27 protein-coding genes are annotated in these 22,849 nt (G+C 65.2%); 22 read left to right on the top strand and 5 right to left on the bottom strand.

Going from position 1 to position 22,849, the window contains the following annotated elements:
* Positions 1 to 123: 123 nt before the first annotated feature.
* From OEX18_06570 to OEX18_06535, 8 genes are all read left to right on the top strand, one after another.
* Positions 124 to 1,905, top strand: a complete 1,782-nt coding sequence (locus OEX18_06570; GenBank protein MDH4336929.1) for an ABC transporter ATP-binding protein/permease — start codon at positions 124 to 126, stop codon at positions 1,903 to 1,905.
* 3 nt (positions 1,906 to 1,908) lie between these two features.
* Positions 1,909 to 3,729, top strand: coding sequence for an ABC transporter ATP-binding protein/permease (locus OEX18_06565; protein ID MDH4336928.1), 1,821 nt, complete (start codon positions 1,909 to 1,911; stop codon positions 3,727 to 3,729).
* A 77-nt stretch (positions 3,730 to 3,806) separates the two neighbouring features.
* Complete coding sequence (locus OEX18_06560; protein MDH4336927.1) at positions 3,807 to 4,148, top strand: helix-turn-helix domain-containing protein; 342 nt, start codon at positions 3,807 to 3,809, stop codon at positions 4,146 to 4,148.
* Entirely contained in the window at positions 4,145 to 5,449 is a 1,305-nt protein-coding gene (locus tag OEX18_06555; protein ID MDH4336926.1) for a type II toxin-antitoxin system HipA family toxin, read from the top strand. Before OEX18_06560 ends, OEX18_06555 begins: the two co-directional genes overlap by 4 nt.
* A 57-nt stretch (positions 5,450 to 5,506) precedes the next feature.
* On the top strand, positions 5,507 to 5,887 hold the full coding sequence (gene crcB, locus OEX18_06550; GenBank protein MDH4336925.1) for a fluoride efflux transporter CrcB: 381 nt from the start codon (positions 5,507 to 5,509) through the stop codon (positions 5,885 to 5,887).
* A gap of 3 nt (positions 5,888 to 5,890) precedes the next feature.
* Positions 5,891 to 6,229 (top strand): DUF190 domain-containing protein, encoded by a 339-nt coding sequence (locus OEX18_06545; protein MDH4336924.1) that lies wholly within the window; start codon positions 5,891 to 5,893, stop codon positions 6,227 to 6,229.
* Between the two features lie 21 nt (positions 6,230 to 6,250).
* Positions 6,251 to 6,814, top strand: coding sequence for a GNAT family N-acetyltransferase (locus OEX18_06540; GenBank protein ID MDH4336923.1), 564 nt, complete (start codon positions 6,251 to 6,253; stop codon positions 6,812 to 6,814).
* Positions 6,811 to 7,077 carry a sulfurtransferase TusA family protein gene (locus tag OEX18_06535; protein ID MDH4336922.1) on the top strand — a complete coding sequence of 89 codons (267 nt, stop codon included), beginning with the start codon at positions 6,811 to 6,813 and terminating at the stop codon, positions 7,075 to 7,077. Before OEX18_06540 ends, OEX18_06535 begins: the two co-directional genes overlap by 4 nt.
* On the opposite strand, the gene OEX18_06530 is transcribed toward OEX18_06535, so the two are convergent.
* A complete protein-coding gene (locus OEX18_06530) occupies positions 7,078 to 9,162 on the bottom strand; it encodes a T9SS type A sorting domain-containing protein (protein ID MDH4336921.1) in 2,085 nt (694 codons plus the stop codon).
* A gap of 141 nt (positions 9,163 to 9,303) precedes the next feature.
* Between OEX18_06530 and OEX18_06525 the strand changes: the two genes are divergently transcribed.
* From OEX18_06525 to OEX18_06500, 6 genes are read left to right on the top strand one after another with little or no spacing between them, the layout of a single operon-like run.
* On the top strand, positions 9,304 to 9,483 hold the full coding sequence (locus tag OEX18_06525; GenBank protein MDH4336920.1) for a hypothetical protein: 180 nt from the start codon (positions 9,304 to 9,306) through the stop codon (positions 9,481 to 9,483).
* A gap of 33 nt (positions 9,484 to 9,516) precedes the next feature.
* Positions 9,517 to 9,981, top strand: coding sequence for a CoA-binding protein (locus OEX18_06520; GenBank protein MDH4336919.1), 465 nt, complete (start codon positions 9,517 to 9,519; stop codon positions 9,979 to 9,981).
* A 12-nt stretch (positions 9,982 to 9,993) separates the two neighbouring features.
* Entirely contained in the window at positions 9,994 to 10,215 is a 222-nt protein-coding gene (locus tag OEX18_06515) for a hypothetical protein (protein ID MDH4336918.1), read from the top strand.
* Between the two features lie 11 nt (positions 10,216 to 10,226).
* Positions 10,227 to 10,958, top strand: a complete 732-nt coding sequence (locus OEX18_06510; GenBank protein MDH4336917.1) for a CPBP family intramembrane metalloprotease — start codon at positions 10,227 to 10,229, stop codon at positions 10,956 to 10,958.
* Positions 10,959 to 10,989: 31 nt separating this feature from the next.
* Complete coding sequence (locus OEX18_06505) at positions 10,990 to 11,454, top strand: (2Fe-2S)-binding protein (GenBank protein ID MDH4336916.1); 465 nt, start codon at positions 10,990 to 10,992, stop codon at positions 11,452 to 11,454.
* Positions 11,451 to 13,598, top strand: coding sequence for a molybdopterin-dependent oxidoreductase (locus OEX18_06500; GenBank protein MDH4336915.1), 2,148 nt, complete (start codon positions 11,451 to 11,453; stop codon positions 13,596 to 13,598). The genes OEX18_06505 and OEX18_06500 overlap by 4 nt, the downstream gene beginning before the upstream one ends.
* Before the next feature lie 18 nt (positions 13,599 to 13,616).
* Here the strand turns inward: OEX18_06500 and OEX18_06495 are convergent, their stop codons facing one another.
* The 3 genes from OEX18_06495 to OEX18_06485 all read right to left on the bottom strand — a co-directional run bounded on the left by OEX18_06495 (position 13,617) and on the right by OEX18_06485 (position 14,993).
* Positions 13,617 to 14,183 (bottom strand): lipocalin family protein, encoded by a 567-nt coding sequence (locus tag OEX18_06495; protein ID MDH4336914.1) that lies wholly within the window; start codon positions 14,181 to 14,183, stop codon positions 13,617 to 13,619.
* A gap of 138 nt (positions 14,184 to 14,321) precedes the next feature.
* Positions 14,322 to 14,591, bottom strand: coding sequence for an RNA-binding protein (locus tag OEX18_06490; protein ID MDH4336913.1), 270 nt, complete (start codon positions 14,589 to 14,591; stop codon positions 14,322 to 14,324).
* Positions 14,592 to 14,678: 87 nt separating this feature from the next.
* The gene (locus tag OEX18_06485; GenBank protein ID MDH4336912.1) at positions 14,679 to 14,993 is read right to left on the bottom strand and encodes a hypothetical protein; all 315 of its coding nucleotides are present in this window, start codon (positions 14,991 to 14,993) and stop codon (positions 14,679 to 14,681) included.
* Between the two features lie 174 nt (positions 14,994 to 15,167).
* On the opposite strand from OEX18_06485, the gene OEX18_06480 reads away from it, so the two are divergent.
* Positions 15,168 to 16,025 carry a helix-turn-helix transcriptional regulator gene (locus OEX18_06480; GenBank protein ID MDH4336911.1) on the top strand — a complete coding sequence of 286 codons (858 nt, stop codon included), beginning with the start codon at positions 15,168 to 15,170 and terminating at the stop codon, positions 16,023 to 16,025.
* Positions 16,026 to 16,097: 72 nt separating this feature from the next.
* Here OEX18_06480 and OEX18_06475 read toward each other — a convergent pair whose 3' ends face one another.
* Positions 16,098 to 17,846, bottom strand: coding sequence for a T9SS type A sorting domain-containing protein (locus tag OEX18_06475; protein MDH4336910.1), 1,749 nt, complete (start codon positions 17,844 to 17,846; stop codon positions 16,098 to 16,100).
* 234 nt (positions 17,847 to 18,080) lie between these two features.
* On the opposite strand from OEX18_06475, the gene OEX18_06470 reads away from it, so the two are divergent.
* The 7 genes from OEX18_06470 to OEX18_06440 all read left to right on the top strand — a co-directional run.
* Positions 18,081 to 18,419 (top strand): hypothetical protein, encoded by a 339-nt coding sequence (locus OEX18_06470; GenBank protein ID MDH4336909.1) that lies wholly within the window; start codon positions 18,081 to 18,083, stop codon positions 18,417 to 18,419.
* Between the two features lie 24 nt (positions 18,420 to 18,443).
* A complete protein-coding gene (locus OEX18_06465) occupies positions 18,444 to 18,833 on the top strand; it encodes a DUF488 family protein (GenBank protein MDH4336908.1) in 390 nt (129 codons plus the stop codon).
* A 47-nt stretch (positions 18,834 to 18,880) separates the two neighbouring features.
* On the top strand, positions 18,881 to 19,348 hold the full coding sequence (locus tag OEX18_06460; GenBank protein MDH4336907.1) for a hypothetical protein: 468 nt from the start codon (positions 18,881 to 18,883) through the stop codon (positions 19,346 to 19,348).
* Positions 19,349 to 19,382: 34 nt separating this feature from the next.
* Entirely contained in the window at positions 19,383 to 20,180 is a 798-nt protein-coding gene (locus OEX18_06455; GenBank protein ID MDH4336906.1) for an alpha/beta hydrolase, read from the top strand.
* Positions 20,181 to 20,302: 122 nt separating this feature from the next.
* Entirely contained in the window at positions 20,303 to 20,938 is a 636-nt protein-coding gene (locus tag OEX18_06450; GenBank protein MDH4336905.1) for a DUF502 domain-containing protein, read from the top strand.
* 22 nt (positions 20,939 to 20,960) lie between these two features.
* The gene (locus OEX18_06445; GenBank protein MDH4336904.1) at positions 20,961 to 21,761 is read left to right on the top strand and encodes a class I SAM-dependent methyltransferase; all 801 of its coding nucleotides are present in this window, start codon (positions 20,961 to 20,963) and stop codon (positions 21,759 to 21,761) included.
* Positions 21,762 to 21,789: 28 nt separating this feature from the next.
* Positions 21,790 to 22,849, top strand: a 1,060-nt coding sequence (locus OEX18_06440) for a pyridoxal-dependent decarboxylase (protein ID MDH4336903.1), incomplete at its 3' end; no start/stop codon positions are given.

Here is a 22,849-nt window from a genome sequence, read left to right as displayed (position 1 = left end):
TGCGGAAAACGGGGGCAATCGTCTATATTAGGGAAATCCTGTCGGGCGACGGCGTCCTGACAACGAGACCCTTTCCCATTCTTCCAATTCCAAAGGGACGTCCGCCGATCATGCGATGATAGTATGAGCGCTCCTTCCAGTTCCAAAGAAAAACGCCGGGCCGCAATCCGCACCGTGTTCTCCTACCTGGGCCGCTACCGCGCCCGCCTGGCCGTGGGGGGCGCGAGCCTGGTGCTGACCGATATCTTCGCCATAGCCACGCCGTGGATTCTCAAGACGGCGATCGATGCGCTCTCCGCCGGTATCACCCGCGAGCGTCTCTTCGGCTACGCCGGGTTGCTGGTGGGCATCACCGCCTGCGCCGGGGTGTTTCGCTTTCTCATGCGCCGCATCATGATCGGCGTGTCGCGCCGCATCGAGATCGACATGCGCGCGGACTTCTTTGCGCACCTGCAGAACATGAGCCCGGCCTTCTACCACCGCCACCGCACCGGGGATCTCATGGCGCTGGCCACCAACGACTTGAACGCCGTGCGCACGCTGGTGGGGCCGGCGGTGATGTACTCCATGAACACATTCGTGATTGCGAGCCTCGCCATCGCGTTGATGTCGGTGCTGTCGTGGAAACTGATGATCGCGGCGTTGCTGCCCATGGCCCTGCTCACCTTTGGCGTATACCACAGCATCAAGATCATCCACCGCCTCTTCGAGCGCGTGCAGGAGAAGTTCGCCTCCATCAACGCGCGCGCGCAGGAGAACCTGTCCGGCATCCGCGTGGTCAAAGCGTACGCGCGCGAGGACTACGAGACCGCCGAGTTCGCCGCCGCCAGCAGCGACTACGTCGACGCCAACTGGAAGCTCTTCAAGGTGCAGAGCCTGCTGCACCCGCTGCTTGCCACCGTGGCCGGCTTCGGGGTGCTCGCCATCCTGTTGTTCGGCGGGCGCATGGTGATCCGCGGTGAGATCACGCTGGGGACGTTCGTGGCCTTCAACGGCTACCTCTCCATGCTGGTGTTCCCGGTGATCGCCGCCGGCTGGGTGATGAACATGACCGAGCAGGGACTGGCGTCCATGCAGCGCATCAACGACGTCATGGCGGAAACCGCCGACATCACCGACGCGAGCGCGTGCACCGACGCCATGCCGGCGGATGCCTCGGTGCGCTTCGAAAACGTGTCGTTCTCCTACTCGAGAAACGGCGACCGCGGCGACGTGGTGCGCAACGTGAACTTCGAGGTGAAGGATGGCGAGACGGTGGCGGTGGTGGGCGCAACCGGCTCCGGCAAGACCACCATCATCTCGCTCTTGATGCGCCTCTACGACCCCACCCAGGGACGCGTGCTGGTGGGGGGCTGCGACGTGCGCGAGATTCCGCTGCAGACGCTGCGCGGCATGATCGGCCTGGTGCCGCAGGACATCTTTCTGTTCTCACAGACGATAAGAGAGAACATCTCCTTCGGCGTCTCCGAACTGCCCGACCCGGTGTTGCAGGAGGTCAGCCGCACCGCCGCCATCTACGATGAGGTGGAGGCATTCCCGCACAAGTTCGAGTCCATGATCGGAGAGCGCGGCATAAACCTGTCCGGCGGCCAGAAACAGCGCGTGGCCATAGCGCGCGCGCTGGCCAAGCAGCCGCGCATCCTCATCCTGGACGACGCCCTCTCCAGCGTGGACGCCACCACCGAGGAGAACATCCTCTCCTCGCTGGAAGGCGAGCTGGAGAAACGTACCGCCATCCTCATTTCCCACCGCGTGTCCACCGCGCGCCAGGCCGACCGCGTCATGGTGATGCGCGACGGCGAGATCGCGGAGTCGGGCACGCACGAGCAACTGATTGCGCACGGCGGCATCTACGCCGAGATGTACCGCAAGCAGATGCTCATGGTTGCACTGGAACAAGAGTAGCGCATGGAATACATCCAGGCCGACGAACTGCAGGAGAAGCCCTACGACAGCCGTCTCATGAGCCGGCTGCTCCGGTACCTGCGCCCCTACAAGGGCAAGGTGGCGTGGGCCATCGGCCTGCTCACCATCGAGTCGGTGCTCGAGCTGGCGCCGCCCTTCATCACCAAGCTGGCCATCGACCGTTTCATCGCGCCCACCGGCGAGGTGGCCATGGACCTCCGCTACGCGGGGCTGCTCAAGGTGGTTGGGCTGCTGGCCGGCGCGCTGCTGGTGGGTTTCCTTGCGGCGTATCTGCACGGGCTCATCATGAGCCTGGTGGGGCAGCGCGTGATGTTCGACATGCGCATGCAGATCTTCCGGCGCCTGCAGCGGCTGGACATTCCCTTCTTCGACCGCAATCCGGTGGGGCGCCTGATGACGCGGCTCACCAACGACGTCGAGACGCTGAACGAGATGTTCACCTCGGGTGTGATCGCCATCCTGCTGGACGTCATCACCCTCACCGGCATCATCGGCGTGCTGCTGTGGCTAAACTGGAAGCTGGCGCTGATCACCTTCGTGGTGCTGCCGTTCCTGTACGTGGCCGCGCACATCTTCCGCGCCAGGGCGCGCGATTCGTACCGCAACGTGCGCGTGCGGCTGGCGTCGCTAAATACGTTCCTGCAGGAGAACGTCACCGGCATGAGCGTGGTGCAGATCTTCAACCGCGAACGGCCGCAGTTCCGGCGCTTCTCGCACCTCAACAACGACCTCTACGCAGCGCATATTCAGTCCATCATGGCCTACGCGGTCTTCTACCCCATGGTGGAGTTTCTGAGCGCGGTGGCTATTGCGCTGATCATCGCCTTCGGCGGGCTGGACGTGCTCACCGGCGCCATGACCTTCGGGTCGCTGGTGGCGTTCATCCAGTACGCGCAGCGCTTCTACCGGCCCATCAGCGACCTTTCGGAAAAGTACAACATCCTCCAGTCCGCCATGGCGTCGTCCGAGCGCATCTTCGGCGTGCTCGACCGCGAACCGCGCATCGTGGACCCGCCCGACCCGGTGCCGTTTCCGGACCGGCCCACCGAGGTGCGCTTCGAGAACGTCACCTTTGCGTACAACAAGGACGAGACCGTTCTGCACGACGTGAGCTTCACGGTGGGTGCGGGGGAGAAAGTGGCCATCGTGGGCTACACCGGAGCGGGCAAGACCACCATCATCTCGCTGCTCTCGCGCTTCTACGAGGTGGAGCAGGGGCGCATTCTGGTCGATGGCGTGGACATCAAGAAGTACCGCCTGGCCGACCTGCGTCACCATGTGGCCACCGTGCTGCAGGACGTGTTCTTGTTCTCGGGCAGCGTGGCCCACAACATCCACCTGGGCAACACCGACATCGGCGAAGACAAGATCAAAGAGGTGGCGCGCTACATCAACGCCGAGCGTTTCATCGAGCGGCTGCCGAAGAAGTACGAGGAGAACGTGGGCGAGCGCGGCAGCTCGCTCTCGGTGGGCGAGCGCCAATTGCTGTCGTTCGCGCGCGCGCTGGTCTACGACCCCAATATCCTGGTGCTGGACGAGGCCACCTCCAGCGTGGACACCGAAACCGAGTTCCTGGTGCAGGACGCGCTGCGCAAATTCATGGCCGGGCGCACCTCCATTGTGATCGCGCACCGCCTCTCCACCATCCGCTACGTGGACCGCATCCTGGTGCTGCACAAGGGGCGTGTCATCGAAGAGGGCACGCACGCCCAGCTGCTGGCGCGCGGCGACCACTACGCCAAGCTCTACGAGCTCCAGTTCAAGGACCAGGAGAAGACGGCCCAGCCGGATTTTCCAGGGTAAAGATGTTGCGGTAACACATCATATATGATAAATTAATGTCATAAATGGCATTAATAATGCATATGTGATGTGTTATTATGAATAGCAACACCTCCCCGGATGCCACGGTTCTCGGCCGGATCGGCCGTCGGATCGCCCGCTACCGGCTCAACCGCAACCTGACCCAGGAAGCCCTGGCCCGTGAGGCCGGGGTTTCCCTGGCCACCCTGCAGCGCATGGAGGCCGGGCACTCCACCCAGACCGCGAGCCTCGTGCGTGTGCTGGGTGCGCTCGAGCTGCTCGGCAACATCGACGCGCTGATCCCGGAGCCGCCGCTGAGCCCGCTGCAGCAGGTGAAGCTGGCGGGGAAGAAGCGCCGCCGCGCGCGGCCCACGCAGAAGCAGAAGCCGTCCCCGTGGACCTGGGGGGATGACGCGTGACTGTGGCGAAGGTCAACCTGTGGGGCCGCACCATCGGCGCGGTGAGCTGGTCGGCGGAACAGGACGTGGCGTTCTTTGAGTACACGCCCGAGTTCGCGGCCAGCGGGATCCAGGTATCTCCGATCGCTCTGCCGTTGTCCCCGCAGATCTACGCGTTCCCCGCGCTCGCGCGAGAGACGTTCCACGGCCTGCCCGGGCTCTTGGCGGACTCGCTGCCGGACCGGTTCGGCAACGCGCTCATCGACGCGTGGCTGGCGCGGGAAGGCCGCAAGCCGGAGAGCTTCAACCCCGTCGAGCGCCTGTGCTACACCGGCGCGCGCGGCATGGGCGCGCTCGAGTACGAGCCGAGCATCGGTCCTTTCCACGGCGAGTCCGAGCCGGTGGACATATCGGCGCTGGTCGAGCTGGCGAGCGAGATCCTCACCCGGCGCGAAAACCTGCGCGGATCGTTCGACCTGGCCGAGCGCAGCGCCGCGCTCACCGACATCCTGCGCGTGGGGACGTCGGCGGGCGGGGCGCGCGCCAAGGCCATCATCGCCTGGAACCCGTCCACCAACGAGGTGCGCTCCGGCCAGGTGCGCGCGGGCGATGGTTTCAGCTACTGGCTGCTCAAGTTCGACGGTGTGGCGGGAAACAAGGACAAGGAACTGGACGACCCGCGGGGTTACAGCCTCATCGAGTACGCGTACGCATTGATGGCGCGCGACGCCGGCATCAGCATGATGGAGTGCCGGCTGCTCGAGGAGGGTGGTCGCAGCCACTTCATGACCAGGCGTTTCGACCGTACCGAAACGGGTGCCAAGGTGCACATGCTCTCGCTCGGCGCGCTGGCGCACTACGACTACAACCTGCCCGGTGCTTACTCATACGAACAGGCCTTCGACGTGATGCGCCGGCTGGGCTTGCCCATAGCGAGCATCGAGCAGCAGTTCACGCGCATGGTGTTCAACATCGTGGCGCGCAACCAGGATGACCACGTCAAAAACATCGCGTTTCTGATGGACCGCGCGGGCGCGTGGTCGCTCTCGCCCGCGTTCGACGTGACCTACGCGTGGAACCCGTCGGGGCGCTGGACCGCCGCGCAGCAGATGTCCCTCAACGGCCGCCGGGATGGCTTTTCGGCGGACGATTTCGTATCCTGTGGCCGGACGATATCGCTCAAGCGCGGCCGCGCCCTGGAGATCCTCACCCATGTGCGGGATGTCGTCCGGCGCTGGCCCGAGTACGCGGCGCGCGCGGGTGTTCCGCCGCAGACGACGTCACGCATCGGCAACGCGCATCGCCTGGTGCTGGCGCCGTGATCCCTTGAGATGTGGAGGAGAACGCCCCGTGTTACCCGTACCCACCGGCATATACTCATGAAGCTCTTCTGGATCGGATGCGGCGGATTCGCGGGAGCGGTCCTGCGTTACCTGGTGAGCGGGTGGGCGCAGCAGTCATCGGGCAGCGCCGCCTTCCCCTACGGCACGCTCGCGGTCAACGTGCTGGGCTGCCTGTTGATCGGCGGACTCTCCTACCTGGCCGACGCGCGCGGCATGTTCTCGGCGGAGACACGGCTGTTCGTGTTCGTGGGTCTGCTGGGCGGCTTCACCACCTTCTCGACCTTCGGCAACGAGACCCTCAACCTGTTGCGCGACGGCGAACTGCTGATCGCGTCCCTCAACGTGACCACGAACGTGGTGCTGTGCCTGGTGGCGGTGTGGGCGGGTCGGGCAGGCGCGTTCGCCATCTGGAGGTAACCCATGACGCTTCCCCAGGAAGGCTGTCTGCTGCGCATCTTCATCGGCGAGAGCGACAAGCACGGTGGCAAGCCGCTGTACGAGTGGATCGTCTCGCAGGCGCGTGAACGCAAACTCGCCGGCGCCACCGTCCTGCGCGGCATCATGGGCTTCGGCGCCAACAGCCGCATCCACACCGCCAAGATCCTGCGCCTTTCGGAAGACCTGCCCATCGTGGTGGAGATTGTCGACACGCGCGACAAACTGGACGCGTTCCTGGGCGAGATCGAAGGCTCCATCGGCGCGGGGCTGGCCACGCTGGAGAAGGCGGAGGTTCGCTTCTACCGCAGCGGGGGTAAGTAGACACCCCGCCCGCACCTTCCCATGCATTCCTTCCAACAACTTAACCTCGAGACGGCGCGGCTGTTGCTGCGGCCGTTACGGGGGTCCGATGGGGACCGCCTTTTCAGGATTTTCTCGGATCTGAAGGTCATGCGCTACTGGAACACGGAGCCGTGGACGTCCCCCGACGAAGCCCCGTCTCATATCGGGCGCGAACTCACCGCCATGCGAACGGGTGAGTACATCAGCCTCGGTGTGGTCCGCAAGGACACGGAAACCCTGATTGGCACGTGCACCTTGTTCGACATGATGGAGCATTGCCGCCGGGCGGAGGTCGGCTACAGTCTGGCCTCGGACTCGTGGGGCAACGGCTACATGCAGGAGGCGCTGACGGCGCTGCTCGATTATGCGTTCGCGGAGTTGAATATGAATCGCGTGGAGGCGGATGTCGATCCGCGCAACATCGCGTCGGTGAAATGCCTGGAACGTCTCGGATTCCTGCGCGAAGGGCTGTTGCGAGAACGATGGATCGTCGCGGGTGAGGTGTCGGACACCGCCTTCTACGGCCTGCTCCTCAAGGACTGGAAGGTGCGCGGGAAGCAATGACGTCACCCCGCAGGTTGTCCACGTCGCTCGGCGTGGCCGCCGTCGTGGTGGACGCGCGCGGCGAGTTCTGCCCGGTGCCGGTGATCCGCACCTCGGACGCGGTCAAGGCGCTTCCGCCGGGCGGCACGGTGCTGGTGATCGCGGACGACCCGGCCATCGAGTTCGACCTGCCCGCGTGGGCGCGCAGCGCGGGTCAGGAGTGTTCGCTGGTGCGCATCGACGGCCGCGATTTCCACTACGCGGTGAAGAAGCGCGCACCGTAATCAGCGCAGCAGGATCATCTTGCCCGCCGCCGAGACACCGCCGCTCTGCACGCGCACAAAGTAGACCCCCGACGGCGCCGGTGTGCCCGCACGGGTGTCACCCTTCCACTCCACCTCGTGCCGTCCCGCCGCCAGGCTCCTATCCAGCAGGGTTGCGATCACCCGTCCCGTCACGTCCACCACCGTCACCCGCGCCGGGCCCGCCGCCGGCAGCGTGAAGGCCACCGTGGTCCACGGGTTGAACGGGTTGGGCACGTTGGGTTCCACCGACAGTTGCGGCCGCGGAGCAGCGGCACCGCCGCCCACGCCCGTTGCCCGCGGATGGCACCCGATGGCGATCCACGCCGGGCCGTTGAGGATCCCGTCGGGGAGCGCGCCGAGGAAGGCGCCGGTGCCCCCGTCGTAGGCGAGCAGCTTGTCGTTGTTGAAACTGGCCACGTAGCACACGCCATCCGGCCCGAAGGCGATGTCGTTGGCGCGATCCAGCCCTCCGCTGCCGCCGGCGATGAACACGTCGATGAATGCACCGGTGCTTCCGTTGTAGCGGCGCACGCTGTCGTTGATCTCCTCGCAGACGTACAGGTTGCCGTCCGGGCCGAACACCAGGCCGCGCGGCGCGTTGAGTCCGCCACTGGCGGCGGTGACGAAGTCGCCCAGCGCGGCGCCGGTGGTGCCGTTGAAGCGCAGCACCTTGTGGCCGTCGCGGCTGCTGACATAGAGATTGTCGTCGGGACCGAAGATCATGCCGGTGGGAGTGTTGAGGCCGCTGCCGTTGGGAACGAATGTGTCGATAAACGCGCCTGTGGTTCCGTTGTAGCGCAGCACCGCGTTCAGCACGAACGACACCACGTACAGGTTGCCGTCCGGGCCGAAGTCGATTCCCACCGGGCCGTCGAGTCCGCCGCTGCTGGCCGGCACGAAGGTGCTGATAAACGCGCCGGTCACACCGTCATATTGCAGCACGCGGTCGTTGTTCTGACTGCTGACGTAGATGTTGCCATCGGGGCCGCACACCAGCTTGGAGGGGCCGTTCAATCCGCCGCTGCCCGCGGGTACGAACACCTCGGGTTGCTGGCTCAAGAAGCTGTAACGGATGAGGTTGTCACCGCCGTTGTTGCTCAGCAAGAGGCTGGCGGAACACAGCACCCCGCCCTGGGCGGACACCGTCACCGGCGCGCTGGTGACCTGGCTCGCGTTGGCATCGGTCACGATCACGCGGAAACGCGTGGTCTGCAGCACCTGCACCAGCTGTGTGCTGCCGGTGCCGAGGTTGAACCACGAGGGCACCAGCTCCTGCTGCCATTGAAACGTATATGGCGGCATCCCGCCGCCTGGGAACGCGGAGAGCGTGATCGACTCACCCATGCAGACGGTGTCCACCGACGCGGTCGCGATCACGTCCAGCGGCCCCGGAGGGCCTGCCACGGTGAAGTTGTCGAAGGCGAGCCCCACGTTGGTGGCTGCCCCGGTATGCCGCAGAATGATGGACTTGATCAGCGGCCCGCCCGCGGTGACGGTCCAGCCGAACGCATTGGAGTCGCCCGGGCCCGCCTGCGGAGAAGCGCACTGAGGATTGATGGCGCCCTGGGGCGCGTCCAGCACGGCCACATCCAGCACGGATCCCACCGCGTCGTACGCGGTGATGGTCCACTGCTCGCACGGTGGTCCACCATTGGCGCGGCAGTCGATATCGAGAATCAGCCCGGACGCCTGCGCCACCGGCGTGGCGTACTCGATGCGCAGGTCACCCTGGATGCCAAGGCCCGTGCCGTCGGTGAGAAAGCTCTGGCCCAGGCCGAGATACGCGTACGGAGTATCGGCCGCATAACAGCCCTCGAAGGCGGTCTGGGGCAGGCCGGCCTTGGCGATGCGCGGCGACCCGATGGGGAGCCCGCTGACCACGTCGAGCAGCGAGAAGGTCACCCCGAGCGAGTTGTACTCGGTGGAGATGGTCTGCTGATCCACCGTGGGCGCGCCGCCGGGCAGGGTCTCGAAGTCGATGACCTGGGCCTGCAGGACGGCGGGCGCAAGGAAGGCGAGAAGGGCTACGGTCCACAGGGACCGGGTGGTGAGCGTTCGGGACATGACAACCCCCAGAGGAATGAGGCGATTCAGGCGGGTGCGGGTTTCGGTGCCGCCCGGTTGCGGATATTCGATAATCTATCATACCATGTGACATCTGGGTGCGCGACGGTCGCGTGCGCGGTGAACGGAGGGAGCGTTTTCATGCCGTTCAAAATCAGCAGACTGTTCCTCGCAGTTGTGTTTACCATTGCGGCGGCGGGCTGGTGGTGGGGAGCGGAGGAGCGCGTCGGAGGTACCATTCTGGCCTCCATCTGGACGCTGGTCGCGGCCCTCTACTGGTTGGGTTACGCCATGGAAGTGCGCAAGCACCGCGCGAAATAGCATCGTTCATCGGCTGCGGAAGAGGTGATTCCAGTGAGGACACCCGATTCGGTCGCACGGTTTCTGCAGGGCCGCCGCATCGCGGTGGCCGGTGTCTCCCGCAAGGGAGACGCCGCCGCCAACGCCATCTTCAAGAAGTTGCGCGATGGCGGCTACGAGGTGTTTCCGGTGAACCCCAACGCGCAGACCGTCGAGGACGTCATTTGTTACCCGGACGTCGCCTCCATCCCCGGCCCGCTCGACGGCGTAGTGATTGCCACCCACCCCGACATCTCCGCCGCAATCGTCCGCCAGTGCAAGGACCGCGGGGTGGCGCGGGTGTGGTTTCACCGCTCGTTCGGTGCGGGGAGTGTCTCCAGCGAGGCGGTGCGCGAGTGCCAGCGTCTGGGAGTGCAGAGTATCGTGGGTGGCTGTCCGCTCATGTTCTGTGAGCCGGTGAACGTGGCACACAGGTGCATGCGCTGGTGGTTGCAGCGCAGCGGGCGGGTTCCGAAGTAGCCGGGAGGAACAATGATGAGTCAAAAAGCGTACTTTCAGATCAGCGCCGTCATCTTCTTCGTCGTTGCCGTGTTTCACGTGGGCCGGCTGCTGACCGGCTGGGAGGTCCTCATCGGGACATGGGTGATTCCGCACTGGCTCTCGATCCCCGGCCTGATCGTTCCCGGCGCGCTCTCGGCGTGGGGCTTCACGATGGCGGCGCGTGCCGGTGGCCGCCGCAAGTACACCACGTAGGGGAGGGTTCAATGAGCAACCTCGCAGCCGCACTGGCGTCCAACCGCGCGGCGCAGGCCGCGGAAATCGTCCTGGTGTTCGGTGTCGCCGTGGTGGTGGTCGCGATCGGGTGGGGTATCGTGGGCGAGAACCCGGTGCTGCGGCAGGCGGTGGTGTGGGTGGCCAACGTGATCATGCTGCTCACCATCCGGGCCGGGCTCCGCGTTCGCGGGCAAAGCTGGGCGCACTTCGGCCTGAGTTTCCGGTTCCCCGGCTGGCGCGGAATGGTGCGAACCGTTCTGTGGTCGGTCGTCGTCCTCATCGCCGCGCTCGCCGCCTTCATTGCCGGATCAATGCTGATGGCCAACGTGGCCACGGGGCAGCAGAACGCCGACATGAGTGGCTACAACTACCTGCGCGGCAATCTCCCCCTGTTGCTGCTGGCGCTGCCGGCGGTGTGGTTTGTTTCATCGTTTGGAGAAGAGGTGCTGTACCGCGGATTTCTCATCACACGGCTCGCGGAGATGGGTGGCGGGGGCAAGGCCGCGCTGCGCATCGCGCTGGTGATCAGCGCGGTGGTTTTCGGGCTCGCCCACTTCGACTGGGGCATCGTGGGTATCGTCCAGACCACGCTGATGGGACTTGCCCTCGCAATCGCGTATATTGTTTCGAAGCGGAACCTGTGGACGCTGATTCTGGCCCACGCCTACATGGATACCGTGCTCTTCGTACAGATGTATATGGGTGTGAGCGCCGGCGGATAGTTGCGGTCTCTGGCCGCAGGGAGTCTTCACCATGCCTGTCTATACCATCCTCGTTAACGGAAAGAATCAGAACGTCGAGGCGGCGGCCGACATGCCGCTGCTGTGGGTGTTGCGTGACCGCCTCGAACTCACCGGCGCCAAGTTCGGCTGCGGTGTGGGGCTGTGCGGCAGTTGCACGGTGCTCGTCGGGGGAAAGGCGGTGCGAAGCTGCACCACCCCGGTGGGTGACGTGGGGGAGCGCGAAGTGACCACCATCGAGGGGCTGGGCGCCGCCGGTCCGGATCCGCTGCAGACTGCGTGGGAGACGGAATGTGTATCGCAGTGCGGCTACTGCCAGCCGGGGCAGATCATGAACGCCGCCGCGCTGCTGCGCCAGAAGCCCAATCCCACCGACGAAGAGATCGACGCCGCCATGCGCGACAACCTCTGCCGGTGCGGAACCTACCTCCGCATTCGCCGCGCCATCCGGCGCGCCGCCGAAGAAGGTGCAAAATGATCCCCATTCAACGGCTCAATCGCAGGGACTTCCTCATCATCACCGGCCTGGTGGGCGCGGGCCTGGTGCTGGGGGTCAAGCTGCTCGACCAGGAGGCCCCGTACTCGTTCGACCCGTCGACGCGCGCTGGATTTTCGCCCGACATACTTCTGCAGATTTCCTCCGACGGGACCACCACCGTGTGGGTGACGCGCTCCGAGATGGGGCAGGGGGTTCGCACCGGACTGCCCATGATCGTCGCCGACGAACTCGGTGTCCCGTGGGAGAGCGTGCGCATCCAGCAGGCGCCGGGCGCAAGCGACGAGCGCTACGGGCCCCAGGCGACCGGCGGCAGCCTGAGTATCCGCCGCTGTTACGATCGGCTGCGCCGCGCGGGCGCCGTGGCGCGCGAGATGCTCATCACCGCCGCGGCGAACCAGTGGGGTGTGGACCGAAGCACGTGTACGGCCCAGCTCGGCGAGGTGTATGGCCGCAACGGGCAGAAGGCGGCCTACGGTCAACTGGTCGAGGCGGCGTCCACGCTGCCGGTTCCCGATCCCGAGCGCGTGCCGCTCAAGAGCCCCGACGAATTTCGCCTCATCGGAACGCGAGTCCGTCGCAGCGATGCGCAGGACTACATCCACGGTCGCGCCCGCTTCGGCTTCGACACGCGGGTGCCGGACATGCGGTATGCGGCTGTCGCGCGCTGCCCGGTGTACGGCGGGAAGGTGCGCAGGTACGATGCGACCGCGGCCATGAAGGTGCCGGGCGTGTACAAGGTGGTCGAATATGGTGGGATGGGCGGCGAGTTCTATATTGCACCGGGTGTCGCCGTGATCGCCGCCGACACGTGGTCGGCGTTGCAGGGGGTGCGCGCGTTGTCGGTGGAGTGGGACGAGGGCCCCGACGCCGGCGCGTCCACCGAAGAACTGGCGGCGCGCTTCAACAAGCTGGCCGCGGACAAGGGCGACGTGTTGCACGACGACGGCGACACGGCCGGCGTCCTCGCGGGCGCGTCGCGCGTGGTGGAGGCGACCTACGAGATTCCATTCCTCGCCCACGCCACCATGGAACCGATGAACTGCACCATCCGTGTGGACAAGAACGCGTGCGAAATCTGGACACCCACACAGGACCCGCAGGACGTGCAGGACTCGGTCGCGCGCTACCTCGGCCTGCGCGCGAATCAGGTGACCGTGAACGTGACGTTGCTGGGCGGCGGATTTGGGCGGCGCTTGTACCCGGATGTGGAACTCGAGGCGGCGGGGATCGCGCGCCAGGTGGAGGGCCCGGTGCAGGTGGTGTGGACGCGCGAGGACGACATCCAGCACGATCGCTATCGCCCGGCGAGCCTGCACACGCTGCGCGGCTCGGTGGACGCCAACGGAGTGCCGGCGGCGTGGCACTGGCATATTCTCAATACCTACACCGGACGCTTCGATCCCAACGATTTTCCCGCGTATTCGGTGCCCAACTACCACGTCGAGTACACGCACGTTCCCTTCGTGCTGCCGCGCGGGGCGTGGCGTTCCACCGTGAACTCGTACAACCCGTTCGTCGTGCAGTCCTTCGTGGACGAACTCGCTGTCGCCGCGGGACGCGATCCGCTGGAGATGCGCCTGGACATGCTGCGCGCGTCCGGCCGCGCTGCCGCGGACGACACCTACGACAACGCGCGCCTGATCCGCGTGCTCGAGACGGCGGCCGAGAAGGCCGCCTGGGGAAAGCCGCTGCCCTCCGGTGTCGGCCGTGGCGTGGCGTTCTTCTTCGGCTACGGGTCCTACGTGGCCGAGGTGGCGGAGGTCTCCGTGGAGAACGGATGGCCGCGCGTGCGGCGCGTGGTCTGCGTGGTGGACTGCGGTCAGGTGATCAACCCCGACCTGGTCGAGGCGCAGTGCGAGGGATCCATCGCCTTCGCCCTGAGTGCGGTGCTCAAGCAGAGGATCACCGTGGCCAACGGCCGCGTTCAGCAGGAGAACTTCTCCGATTTTCCGATGCTGGAGATCGGCGAGATGCCGCAGGTGGAGGCGCACATCATCGAGAGTCGCGCCGCGCCGGGTGGCATGGGCGAGGTGCCGGTGCCCCCGCTGGGCCCGGCGGTGACCAACGCCATCTTCAGCGCCACCGGAAAGCGCGTGCGGCGGCTGCCCATCGGCCGGATCTGACGGCGCTTTGGTGCGGGGCTAGTCCTGCGGACTCATCACGAACACCGAACGCGGATAGCCGTTGCGCTCGATGATGGCAAAGATCGCGTCCATGGTGTTCATGTCGAGGGACGGGGTGCGCGCCAGCACCCAGCCGTACTTGCGATCGGGGGTGCCGATGATGGCCCACCGGTAGTCCGCGTCCAGGCCGATCACCCAGTAGTCCCCCCAGAACGGCCGCCAGCCGAGAAAGCTCACGAAGCTCACCTTGAGTCTTGCGTTGCTGGCCGCGTCCACGATCTTCGCGACCCCTTCGGCTTCGTCGGTGCTTCCGTCTTCCTTGATGCACCGGTTGATCACGCTGATCTCCCCATCGTCGCGCAGCGCGTACTCCGCGGTGGTGCCGCGCGCGCACTGCTTCTGGAATCGGTTGGGGATCTTCGCCACCTCGTACCACAGGCCGGTGTAGCGCGCGAGGTCCACGTGGGGCACGGTGGCGACGGGACGGGTAACGGTCGAGTCGGATCGGGATGAAGCCATGGGCACCATGCTCACCTGCAGTGCGGCGGCCAGGAACAGGCCAGGGAACCAACGGGTGTGTTTCATGGGGGGATGATAGCACGATCGCCAGTCGATACAGCAGGCCGGGGCCCGGCGGCACGAATCGACCCGGCTGGTAGCGCCAGGCGACGTTCCCCGGCACACGCGGGAGGCGCCCTGCCATCGGGCGCCCCAGGGCTCACGCTAGTTGCTCGGCGTCCCGCTGGTGCGCTCCCGTGCTTCGGCGACCGTGATGGCACGCCCACCAAGGTCCTTGCCGTTGAGCTGTGCCATCGCGTTGGCGGCTTCGGTTGCGTCCATCTCAACAAACCCGAAGCCCTTGGTGCGGCCGGTGGCGCGGTCGCTGATCAGGGAACAGTCGATAACGGTTCCGAATGCTCCGAAGGCCGCGCTTACGTCCTCGGTCGTGGAGTCGAACGACAGGTTGCCGACATACATTCTCTTGGTACTCATTTCATGTCCTTCTTTCTTTCCTGCCGGATGGCAGGGGTGGGGGCAGGCGGATGCCTGCCCCCACCTTGACGGAGCTGTGATACGGAGTTAGACCTTGACGGCGATCTTGTGGAACGTGGAGTTGGAAACTTCGTAGTTCTCAACGTTGGGCGTTCCGTCGACCACCTTCGAAAGCATCTTCACGACCTCGGCATAGCCGCTGTTGTTGTAGGCCGTCGCGCTCTCCATCTTGTCCCACAGGCTGATCGCGACCACCTTGGTCCCGTTGGGGACGACAAGGGTGATTTCGTCCTGGAAACCCTTCTGCTTGCGCAGGGCGGGAATGACTTCCTTTTCCAGGGTGCGGGTGAACTCGGGGACACTGTTCGGCTTGAGGTTCATTGAGACTCTGCGTGCGTACATTATGGTTCTCCTCGTGTGTACTGGTGATTGGCAGGGAGCGATGAGATGACCTGGGTGGGTGAAGCGAGGTGCTCTGCTGCTTCCTCAACATAGGGCAATTAACTTGACTAGTCAAGTGTATATCGCGATACTGTATATATGATTAATCAGGGTTAGTTAACCCGGAGGCGATCCGTGGACGTGTCCATTCTCATTAAACAGCGCCTGGAAGAGCTGAAGCTGGAACAGAAGGATCTGGCGGCTGCAGCCAGGGTTACGGAGTCCTACATCTCGCAGCTGCTCACCGGCAAGAAGCTGCCGCCGGCGCCCGAACGGACCGATATCTACGAGAAGATGTCCATGGTTCTGAAGCTACCCGGGGACAAGCTTGCCAGGCTGGCGGAACTCCAGCGCATGGCGGAGTGGAAGCGCACACTCGCGGAGCCGCCCGTGCCCCTGCTGAGCGAGGTTCGGGATCTGGTGCTTGGCAAGTGCGCGCCCGAGCAGGCAAAGCAGATCCGGGCCATCTTCGAGAAAGAGCCCTTCGGCGAGCTCGAACGCCTCGTTACCCAGAGGCTCCTGGATGTCGTGAAGAGACTGGCCACGGAGGAGCTGGAGAATGAAACCTGGCTCCGCCTGGTGGCACGGCTCACCAGCAAGAGCTACGAACAGATACGAGTCATGATCCTGGAGTTCCTGGACGCGGATGTGTTCAGCCTGTCGCCGGAAAGCTGCGCTTCTTTTCTTGATCCCTTGATCGAGTCCTGGTCGATCGACCTTGGGAACTTCGGCATGGACATCGTGCTCAATCGCAGACTGGTTCCGGAGCACACAAGGCGGTATGAGTTCGTTGAGAAGGAGCCCGAGCGTCGCCCGCAGGAAGAGCCGGGGCTGGAAGAGTTCCTTCGTGACCCATCGTTGAGCCGTGAAGCCACCGACGAGGAAATCGAGTTTCTGAAGAAGCTTCGATTCAAGGGCAAACGGCCCACAGCCCTCTACTACTACCGCGAACTGCAAAACCTCCGGGACCCGCTCCATTTTCGCGTGGGATGAATCCGCGGAGCGGGTGGGTTCCGGGGACCGCGGGCCCTTGACGAGCGCCGCCGAGGTGAAACACTGAAGTGCTTACTTCAGCAGGACCAGCTTCCGGGTCTCTACAAAGGCATCCCCGTCTCCGGCCCTGATTCCGTGCGCCATCGCTGACGGAACCACTGACAAACGATAGAGGTAAACACCGCTCGCAAGGTCGAGGGCATGCCATGGTTGCGTATGCGTGCCGGCGGGCAACTCGCCCTGGATGAGCGTTGCCACCTCGCGGCCCCGCACATCAAACACCCTCAACGACACAAACGAACGTGCACCGAGATCGAACGAGATCGTCGTCGCCGGATTGAACGGGTTCGGGTAGTTCTGGTGCAGGCTGGCCGTTGCCGGCGTGCCACCGTCATTCACGCCCGTTGGCAGCAGCCCTCCGCCCACAACTCCATTCCCGTTGATCTCCTGCGCATAGATGTTGTTGTCTGTGCCGTTGCGTGGATCCTGAAATGCGACGATGGCGCCCCCGGCGCCGTCGCTCACCACCGCAGGGAACTGTTGCGCGAGGGCCGCTGTGCCCATGGCCGCGCCGTTGGTCGCCCACGCGGGCATGCCCAGAGAGCTGATTCTCTGGATGTAGATATCGTAGCTGTTCGTGCCGCGCAGATCCTGCCACGCGAGGAGTGCCCCACCGCTGCCGTCGCTCACGATCGCGTGGTTGAGCTTGTTGCTGGTGGTGGACGCCATGGGGACACCGTCCGGGTTCCAGAGCTGAGCGCCGGCGCCGCTGAGGCGTTGCGCATACATGTTGGGGTTGGTGCGGGTGTCGAGCCAGCAAACGATGGCGCCGCCGGTTCCGTCGCTCGCGCACAGTGGAACGCTCTGATTGCCGGCGAAGGTACATACGTCTGCGCCGTCGGTGGGCCACAGCAGGGACCCGGTGCTGTTGACCCGCTGTGCATAGACGTTGATATCGTCCCCGCCCATTCGCTGGTCCTGCCAGGCAATGATGGCGCCGCCGGCTCCGTCGGGGACGATCTTGGGAACCCTCTGCCTGAGGTTCAGGTTGCATACCACGATGCCGTTCGCGGTCCACACCGCATTTCCAGCGGCATTCATGCGCTGGGCGTAGACGCCGTATTCGCTGATCGAGGTGCGGCTGTCCTGCCAGGTGATGATGGCGCCCCCGGCGCCATCGCTGGTGATGTCCATGTAGGTCTGGTAGTTCGCCGCGGTGCACACCGCAACTCCGTTGGCAAGCCAGTACGCCGTTCCACCGCCGGACATGCGCTGCGCCCAGATATTGCCCTGCGGGTCGTAGCGCGGGTCTTCCCACGCGCAGATGAAACCGCCGAAGCCGTCCGGCGTGACGCTCTCGTTGCCCCCTGCCCCGGTGACGAACGCGATACCGTTCGCTGGCCACAGTGGGTTACCGTTCCCATCGATGTGCTGGGCGTAGTGGGCCGGCCCCGCGCGCAAGTCCCGCCAGAGGATGAAGACCCCGCCGGCACCGTCGCCCGCCGCGATAGGATTGCTCTGGTTGTTGGCGGCGTCACAGACCACGATCCCGTCACTGGCCCAGAGCGGAGTGCCGGTTGCATCCACCCGCTGCGCGTAGATGTTGATGTTCGAGAAGCCAAGGCGGGTATCCTGCCAGGAAATGATGGCGCCCCCGGCTCCGTCTGGAATTGCCACCGCGTTCGACTGGTCTTCTGCTGCCAGGCAGACGGGTGTGTTCACCGCGGGGTTGGTGGACCAGGTGGCGAAGGCGGGCGGGGCGGTGGCGAAAACGATGGCCGCCAGGACGAGGCAGCAGGTGAGATAGCGTGCGAGGTTCATGGCCGGGCTCCTTCCCGATCAGGACACGGTTGGCCCCCGTTCGGCGGGAACGCAGTACCCTGTAGGACGGGCCGGTGGACCGGATATCACGAGAAAAGTGTGTTGCCCTCGGCAGGCTGCGCTGGTACCAGCGTCTCCTTGCGACTCCACCGGCCGCCCGGTACTATCGACAGCGACCATCGCTGAACGCCATGACGCCGTTGGCGCGCGCTCTCACCCCCGGGGGGCTCCGGAATGGCAGCGAATCCGCTTCGTGAAGCGGCCCTGTACTGGGAGCCGCGGCGCATCTGGTACAACGTCGCCCTGGCCGCGCTGGCGGCCGGGTGGGTTGTGTTCACATGGCCGCACTTTCAGCACGCGCTGACACTCCAACATGCCCTGCAACTCCTGGTGCTCGCGGCACTGGCCAACGTATGCTACTCCGCCGCGTACCTCGTGGACATTCCCCTGCAGCAGTCGTCGTTCGCCGCAACGTGGCGCAAGCGCCGTTGGATGCTGTGGGTGTGGGGGACGCTCCTCGCACTGCTCATCTCTTGCTACTGGATTGCAGATGAGATATATCCGTACCTGTGATCCTGGAATACACGGGGAGGAACCATGCCGGTTAGAATCGTGAGGCTCGGCAGCCCGCGCGCCAAAGGCGAGGGCCTGCGCATCGGCACCGTGCGGCGGCCGCCGCGCGGCGTTCCCAAGGACCAGTTTGCCTCGCGGGATTTCTACGACGTCTGGTTTCCCAACCTCTCACCCACCGAACCGCTGCTCAAGGAAACCTTTCCGGTGAAGGACGAGCGCGCGTGGAAGGTGTTCAAGCGCAAGTTTCTCGCCGAGTTGAAACAGCTCGCACCCCGCCGGGATCTGGAACTGCTGGCGGCTTTGTCGCACCAGGCCAGTTTTTCGATCGGTTGTTACTGCGAGGACGAGGCCCACTGCCACCGCTCCATTCTTCGGGAGTTGTTGCAGCAGATGGGTGCGAAGATGGCAAAGTAAGGGGGACTCACATGACGTCAACGGGTGGTACGGTCCGGCAAGGACTGATGGTCGGCTTGATCGCCGCCGTTTCCGTGGCATTGTTCTATGCGATCTTCGATTTTCTGGCGGCACGTGGAACACTGTTCACCGTGGACATGCTCGGCAAGGTGACATTTCAGGGGCTGCGCGATCCCTCGATTCTCCTGCTGCCCGTGCGTCCGGACCCGCGGGCCATCCTCCAGTACAACGCGTTGCACTTCTCGATCTCGCTCGCCATCGGACTCGTCGTGACCGGACTGGTGGAGTACGCCGATCGTCATCCCGCGCGCGCGCGGCTGGTGACGCTGGTCATCGTGGCCGGGTTCGTTGTCACCGTTTACGGGGTCAATCTGCTGATCGGTCCCGTTCGCGCCCTGGTGCCGTGGTGGTCCATTGTGGTGGCCAACCTGTTCGCCGTGCTGCTGGCCGGCCTGTACCTGATGAAGCAGCGGCCAGGTGTCGGACGGCGGCTGCTTGGAGCGGGCACAAGATGAGAGACGTTGACGCTTCTGAAATGAGGTAACGTTCGTGCACGCAAAGATCAACGGCACCACCATTCATTTCGTGGAGACCGGTGAGACGCAGTCGCCCACGGTCTTGTTCGTCCACGCCTTTCCGTTGAGCAGCGCCATGTGGGGCGCGCAGATGGAGGCGGCCGGGCACAGCCACCGTTGCATTGCATACGACATCCGCGGTCTCGGCCACAGCGAAGTGGGCGACGGGCAATATACCATCGAGGGCGGCGTGGACGACCTGATCGCCCTGCTCGACTACCTGGATATCGAACGCGTGGTGGCGGTGGGGCTTTCCATGGGGGGATACATCACGCTGCGGGCGCTGGCGCGCAACCCCGAGCGCTTTCAAGCCGCCGTGCTGTGCGACACGCGCAGCGAAGCCGATGACGACGCAGGCAAGATTGGCCGCGCGAACGCCGCCGCGGCTGTGAAACGCGATGGTGCCGATGTTTTCGCCGAGTCGTTCCTGCCCACGGTATTCGCGCCGGAGTCCTTTCACACTCGGCCCCGGGCCATCGAGCACGCGAGGCACATTGTCGGCATGACATCGCCCCTCGCCATCGCGGGCCATCTGATTGCCATGGCGGGCCGCACCGACACCACCGGGTCGCTGGCCTCCATTGCCGTTCCCACCCTGATCCTGGTGGGCGAAAACGACACGCGCACGCCACACGCCAGCTCGCGGGCCATGCACGAACGCATCCCCGCGTCCGAATTGCACGTGGTGCCGGGGGCGGGTCACATGAGCAACATGGAGAACCCGGCGTTCTTCAATGCCCGCCTTGTGGATTTCCTGAAGGCGCAGGGATGACCGGGAAACCGCCGGGAATGCGGGAATCTGTTGTGCTGCGCCGGTTGCTCTCATAGGCTACCGGTTGTCAGCTCGGGCTGAGTCCCTCTGAAGCGCCAGCATCCCTGGCCGAACGGAGCATCATGAAGGCCATTGCCAGCTTCATTCGTACCACTATTGTGGGCGGCGTTCTCTTTCTGGTGCCGATCGTTATTATGATGATCCTGCTTGGCAAGGCCGCGCAGGTTGCACACAAGATCGTCGCGCCGCTCGCGGCGCGCATCCCGATGGAGTCCATCTTTGGATTCGGGACCGGCAAACTGCTGGCGGTTCTGTTGCTGATCCTGTTCTGTTTTCTCGCCGGTGTACTGGCGCGCACCGCCGCCGCCAGCAAGGCAACCAGCCGCATCGAGTCCGTGCTCTCCAACCTGCCCGGCTATGAGTACGTCAAGGCACTCACCACGCGGCTTCTGAACCCGGACGTCGAGGTGGACCGTCCGGTTGTCCTGGCGCGAATCGAAGATTCATGCTGGCAGTTGGGATGGCTGGTCGAGCGCCTGGAGGATGGTCATGTGGCCGTTTATGTGCCCGGCTCACCCGATACCCAGTCCGGCGGTGTGTATCTCATTGACCAGGATCGGGTCCGCATCACGGATATTTCACCCGCGGCCGCTTACAAGACCCTGAAGCGCTACGGGCTGGGTGCGAAGGAGACGGTGGGCGAGCGGGCGGGCGGTCCCGCACCGGGCGAACCGGGTGAGCCGCCAAAGAGCGGATAGGATGCGGCAAGGAGTCACGCGCATGGCCGAGCATCACGACCGTTGGGCCGCCGGGTCCACCTACGAAGACTTCATGGGGCGGTGGAGCCGGAAACTCGCACCGCGGTTCGTGGCCTGGCTGGGGATTCCCGCCGAACAACACTGGCTGGACGTGGGGTGCGGCACCGGCGCGCTGACCCGCGCCATCTGCGAAAACAGCCGGCCCGCCTCCGTACTCGCATGCGACCCCGCGGCACCCTTCATCGAATACGCTCGCAAGCACGTCTCCGACGAACGCGTGTCGTTTGTGGTGGCCGGCGTGGGCGGTCTTCCCGCGCGGCCGGATGGCTACGGCGGCATTGCATCCCTGTTCGCGATGAACTTCTTCCCGGATGCCGGCGCCGCGGTGGAGGAGATGCGTTCGCTCGCCACTCCCGGCGCGACGGTGTCCGCGTGCGTGTGGGACTACGCCGACGGCATGGGCTTCCTGCGCCGATTCTGGGATGCGGTGGTAGCACTCGACCCCGCGGCTTGCGCGCGCGACGAAGGGGCGCGCTTCCCCCTCTGCAAACCGGATGCGCTCGAAGATGTATTCCGCAACGGCGGCCTCGACGGCGTGCGTTGCGAACCCATCGAGATAACCACCGAGTTCGCGGATTTCGATGACTACTGGCGCCCCTTCCTGGGCGGCACCGGGCCGGCGCCGTCCTACGTGGCATCGCTGGACGAGGACGCCCGCGCCGCTCTGGCGAACGCGCTCGAGAAGTCGCTGCCGCGTTCCGCACAGGGCAGGATTGCACTGAGCGCGCGCGCGTGGGCGGTACGGGGAACTGCCGAAAGGTGAGCGTGCGGCAACATCAGGAGGTCTGGTTTTGAAGTCCCTTCTCAACGACGCGGCGGCGCGCGGCACGGCCTATCTGGACAGCCTGCGCGAGCGACGCGTGTCGCCGCAGCCGGGCGCAATCACCGCGCTCGCATCGTTGCACCGCCCGCTGCAGGAGGAACCGGTGCAGCCGTCACGCGTGCTGGAAGAACTGGACGCCCTCGGATCGCCTGCCACCATGGCCAGCGCGGGCGGGCGTTTCTTCGGCTTCGTGGTGGGCGCATCGCTCCCCGCCGCACTCGCGGCCAACGTGCTCGCGGCGGCGTGGGATCAGAACGCCGGCCTGGAGGCGCTCTCTCCCATCAACGCAACCCTGGAGCGGGTGTCACGCGACTGGCTCGTCGACGTGCTCGGGCTACCGGCCTCCACCGAGGTGGGATTCGTGACCGGCGCCACCCTGGCCAACTTCACCGCGCTCGCCGCGGCGCGGCACGCGCAACTGGAAGCGCAGGGCTGGGACGTGGAGGCGCGGGGATTGTTCGGCGCGCCGCCCATCACGGTTATCGTGGGCGACGAGGTGCACGTGAGCCTGCTCAAGGCGCTGAGCATGCTGGGCCTGGGGCGCGAACGCGTGGTGCGCGTGCCGGTGGACGATCAGGGGCGGATGGTCGCCGCAGAAATGCCGCGCATCGCGGGTCCCACCATCGTTTGCGCGCAGGCCGGCAACGTGAACAGCGGCGCCTTCGACCCGCTCGCGGATGTCGCCGCGCGGCTCGAGGGGACGGGGGCGTGGCTGCACGTCGACGCGGCGTTCGGGTTGTGGGCGGCGGCGTCGCCGTCGTTGCGAAAGCTGACCGCCGGAATGAACCGGGCCGATTCCATTTCCACCGACGCGCACAAGTGGCTCAACGTGCCGTATGACAGCGGAATTGTGTTCGTGCGTGACAAGCGCCACCTCAACGCGGCCATGTCGGTCAGCGCGGCGTACCTGGTGGAAGGCGAATCGCGCGACCCGCACCTGTTCGTTCCGGAAATGTCGCGGCGCGCGCGCGGCATCGAGGTGTGGGCGGCGCTGCGCTCGCTGGGGAAGTCGGGGCTCGCCGCCATGG

It is taken from the genome of Candidatus Krumholzibacteriia bacterium, from assembly GCA_029865265.1.
Classification (GTDB): domain Bacteria; phylum Krumholzibacteriota; class Krumholzibacteriia; order WVZY01; family JAKEHA01; genus JAKEHA01.
Note: the sequence above shows the minus strand (reverse complement) of the source record. Positions and strands in the feature narration are given on the sequence as shown.

What these genes read in the sequence shown, in the direction of transcription:
- OEX18_06570 (MDH4336929.1), top strand. Translation starts at nt 124, where the DNA reads ATGAGCGCTCCTTCCAGTTCCAAAGAAAAACGCCGGGCCGCAATCCGC.
- OEX18_06565 (MDH4336928.1), top strand. Translation starts at nt 1,909, where the DNA reads ATGGAATACATCCAGGCCGACGAACTGCAGGAGAAGCCCTACGACAGC.
- OEX18_06560 (MDH4336927.1), top strand. Translation starts at nt 3,807, where the DNA reads ATGAATAGCAACACCTCCCCGGATGCCACGGTTCTCGGCCGGATCGGC.
- crcB (MDH4336925.1), top strand. Translation starts at nt 5,507, where the DNA reads ATGAAGCTCTTCTGGATCGGATGCGGCGGATTCGCGGGAGCGGTCCTG.
- OEX18_06545 (MDH4336924.1), top strand. Translation starts at nt 5,891, where the DNA reads ATGACGCTTCCCCAGGAAGGCTGTCTGCTGCGCATCTTCATCGGCGAG.
- OEX18_06540 (MDH4336923.1), top strand. Translation starts at nt 6,251, where the DNA reads ATGCATTCCTTCCAACAACTTAACCTCGAGACGGCGCGGCTGTTGCTG.
- OEX18_06535 (MDH4336922.1), top strand. Translation starts at nt 6,811, where the DNA reads ATGACGTCACCCCGCAGGTTGTCCACGTCGCTCGGCGTGGCCGCCGTC.
- OEX18_06530 (MDH4336921.1), bottom strand. Translation starts at nt 9,162, where the DNA reads ATGTCCCGAACGCTCACCACCCGGTCCCTGTGGACCGTAGCCCTTCTC.
- OEX18_06525 (MDH4336920.1), top strand. Translation starts at nt 9,304, where the DNA reads ATGCCGTTCAAAATCAGCAGACTGTTCCTCGCAGTTGTGTTTACCATT.
- OEX18_06515 (MDH4336918.1), top strand. Translation starts at nt 9,994, where the DNA reads ATGATGAGTCAAAAAGCGTACTTTCAGATCAGCGCCGTCATCTTCTTC.
- OEX18_06510 (MDH4336917.1), top strand. Translation starts at nt 10,227, where the DNA reads ATGAGCAACCTCGCAGCCGCACTGGCGTCCAACCGCGCGGCGCAGGCC.
- OEX18_06505 (MDH4336916.1), top strand. Translation starts at nt 10,990, where the DNA reads ATGCCTGTCTATACCATCCTCGTTAACGGAAAGAATCAGAACGTCGAG.
- OEX18_06500 (MDH4336915.1), top strand. Translation starts at nt 11,451, where the DNA reads ATGATCCCCATTCAACGGCTCAATCGCAGGGACTTCCTCATCATCACC.
- OEX18_06495 (MDH4336914.1), bottom strand. Translation starts at nt 14,183, where the DNA reads ATGAAACACACCCGTTGGTTCCCTGGCCTGTTCCTGGCCGCCGCACTG.
- OEX18_06490 (MDH4336913.1), bottom strand. Translation starts at nt 14,591, where the DNA reads ATGAGTACCAAGAGAATGTATGTCGGCAACCTGTCGTTCGACTCCACG.
- OEX18_06485 (MDH4336912.1), bottom strand. Translation starts at nt 14,993, where the DNA reads ATGTACGCACGCAGAGTCTCAATGAACCTCAAGCCGAACAGTGTCCCC.
- OEX18_06475 (MDH4336910.1), bottom strand. Translation starts at nt 17,846, where the DNA reads ATGAACCTCGCACGCTATCTCACCTGCTGCCTCGTCCTGGCGGCCATC.
- OEX18_06470 (MDH4336909.1), top strand. Translation starts at nt 18,081, where the DNA reads ATGGCAGCGAATCCGCTTCGTGAAGCGGCCCTGTACTGGGAGCCGCGG.
- OEX18_06465 (MDH4336908.1), top strand. Translation starts at nt 18,444, where the DNA reads ATGCCGGTTAGAATCGTGAGGCTCGGCAGCCCGCGCGCCAAAGGCGAG.
- OEX18_06460 (MDH4336907.1), top strand. Translation starts at nt 18,881, where the DNA reads ATGGTCGGCTTGATCGCCGCCGTTTCCGTGGCATTGTTCTATGCGATC.
- OEX18_06450 (MDH4336905.1), top strand. Translation starts at nt 20,303, where the DNA reads ATGAAGGCCATTGCCAGCTTCATTCGTACCACTATTGTGGGCGGCGTT.
- OEX18_06445 (MDH4336904.1), top strand. Translation starts at nt 20,961, where the DNA reads ATGGCCGAGCATCACGACCGTTGGGCCGCCGGGTCCACCTACGAAGAC.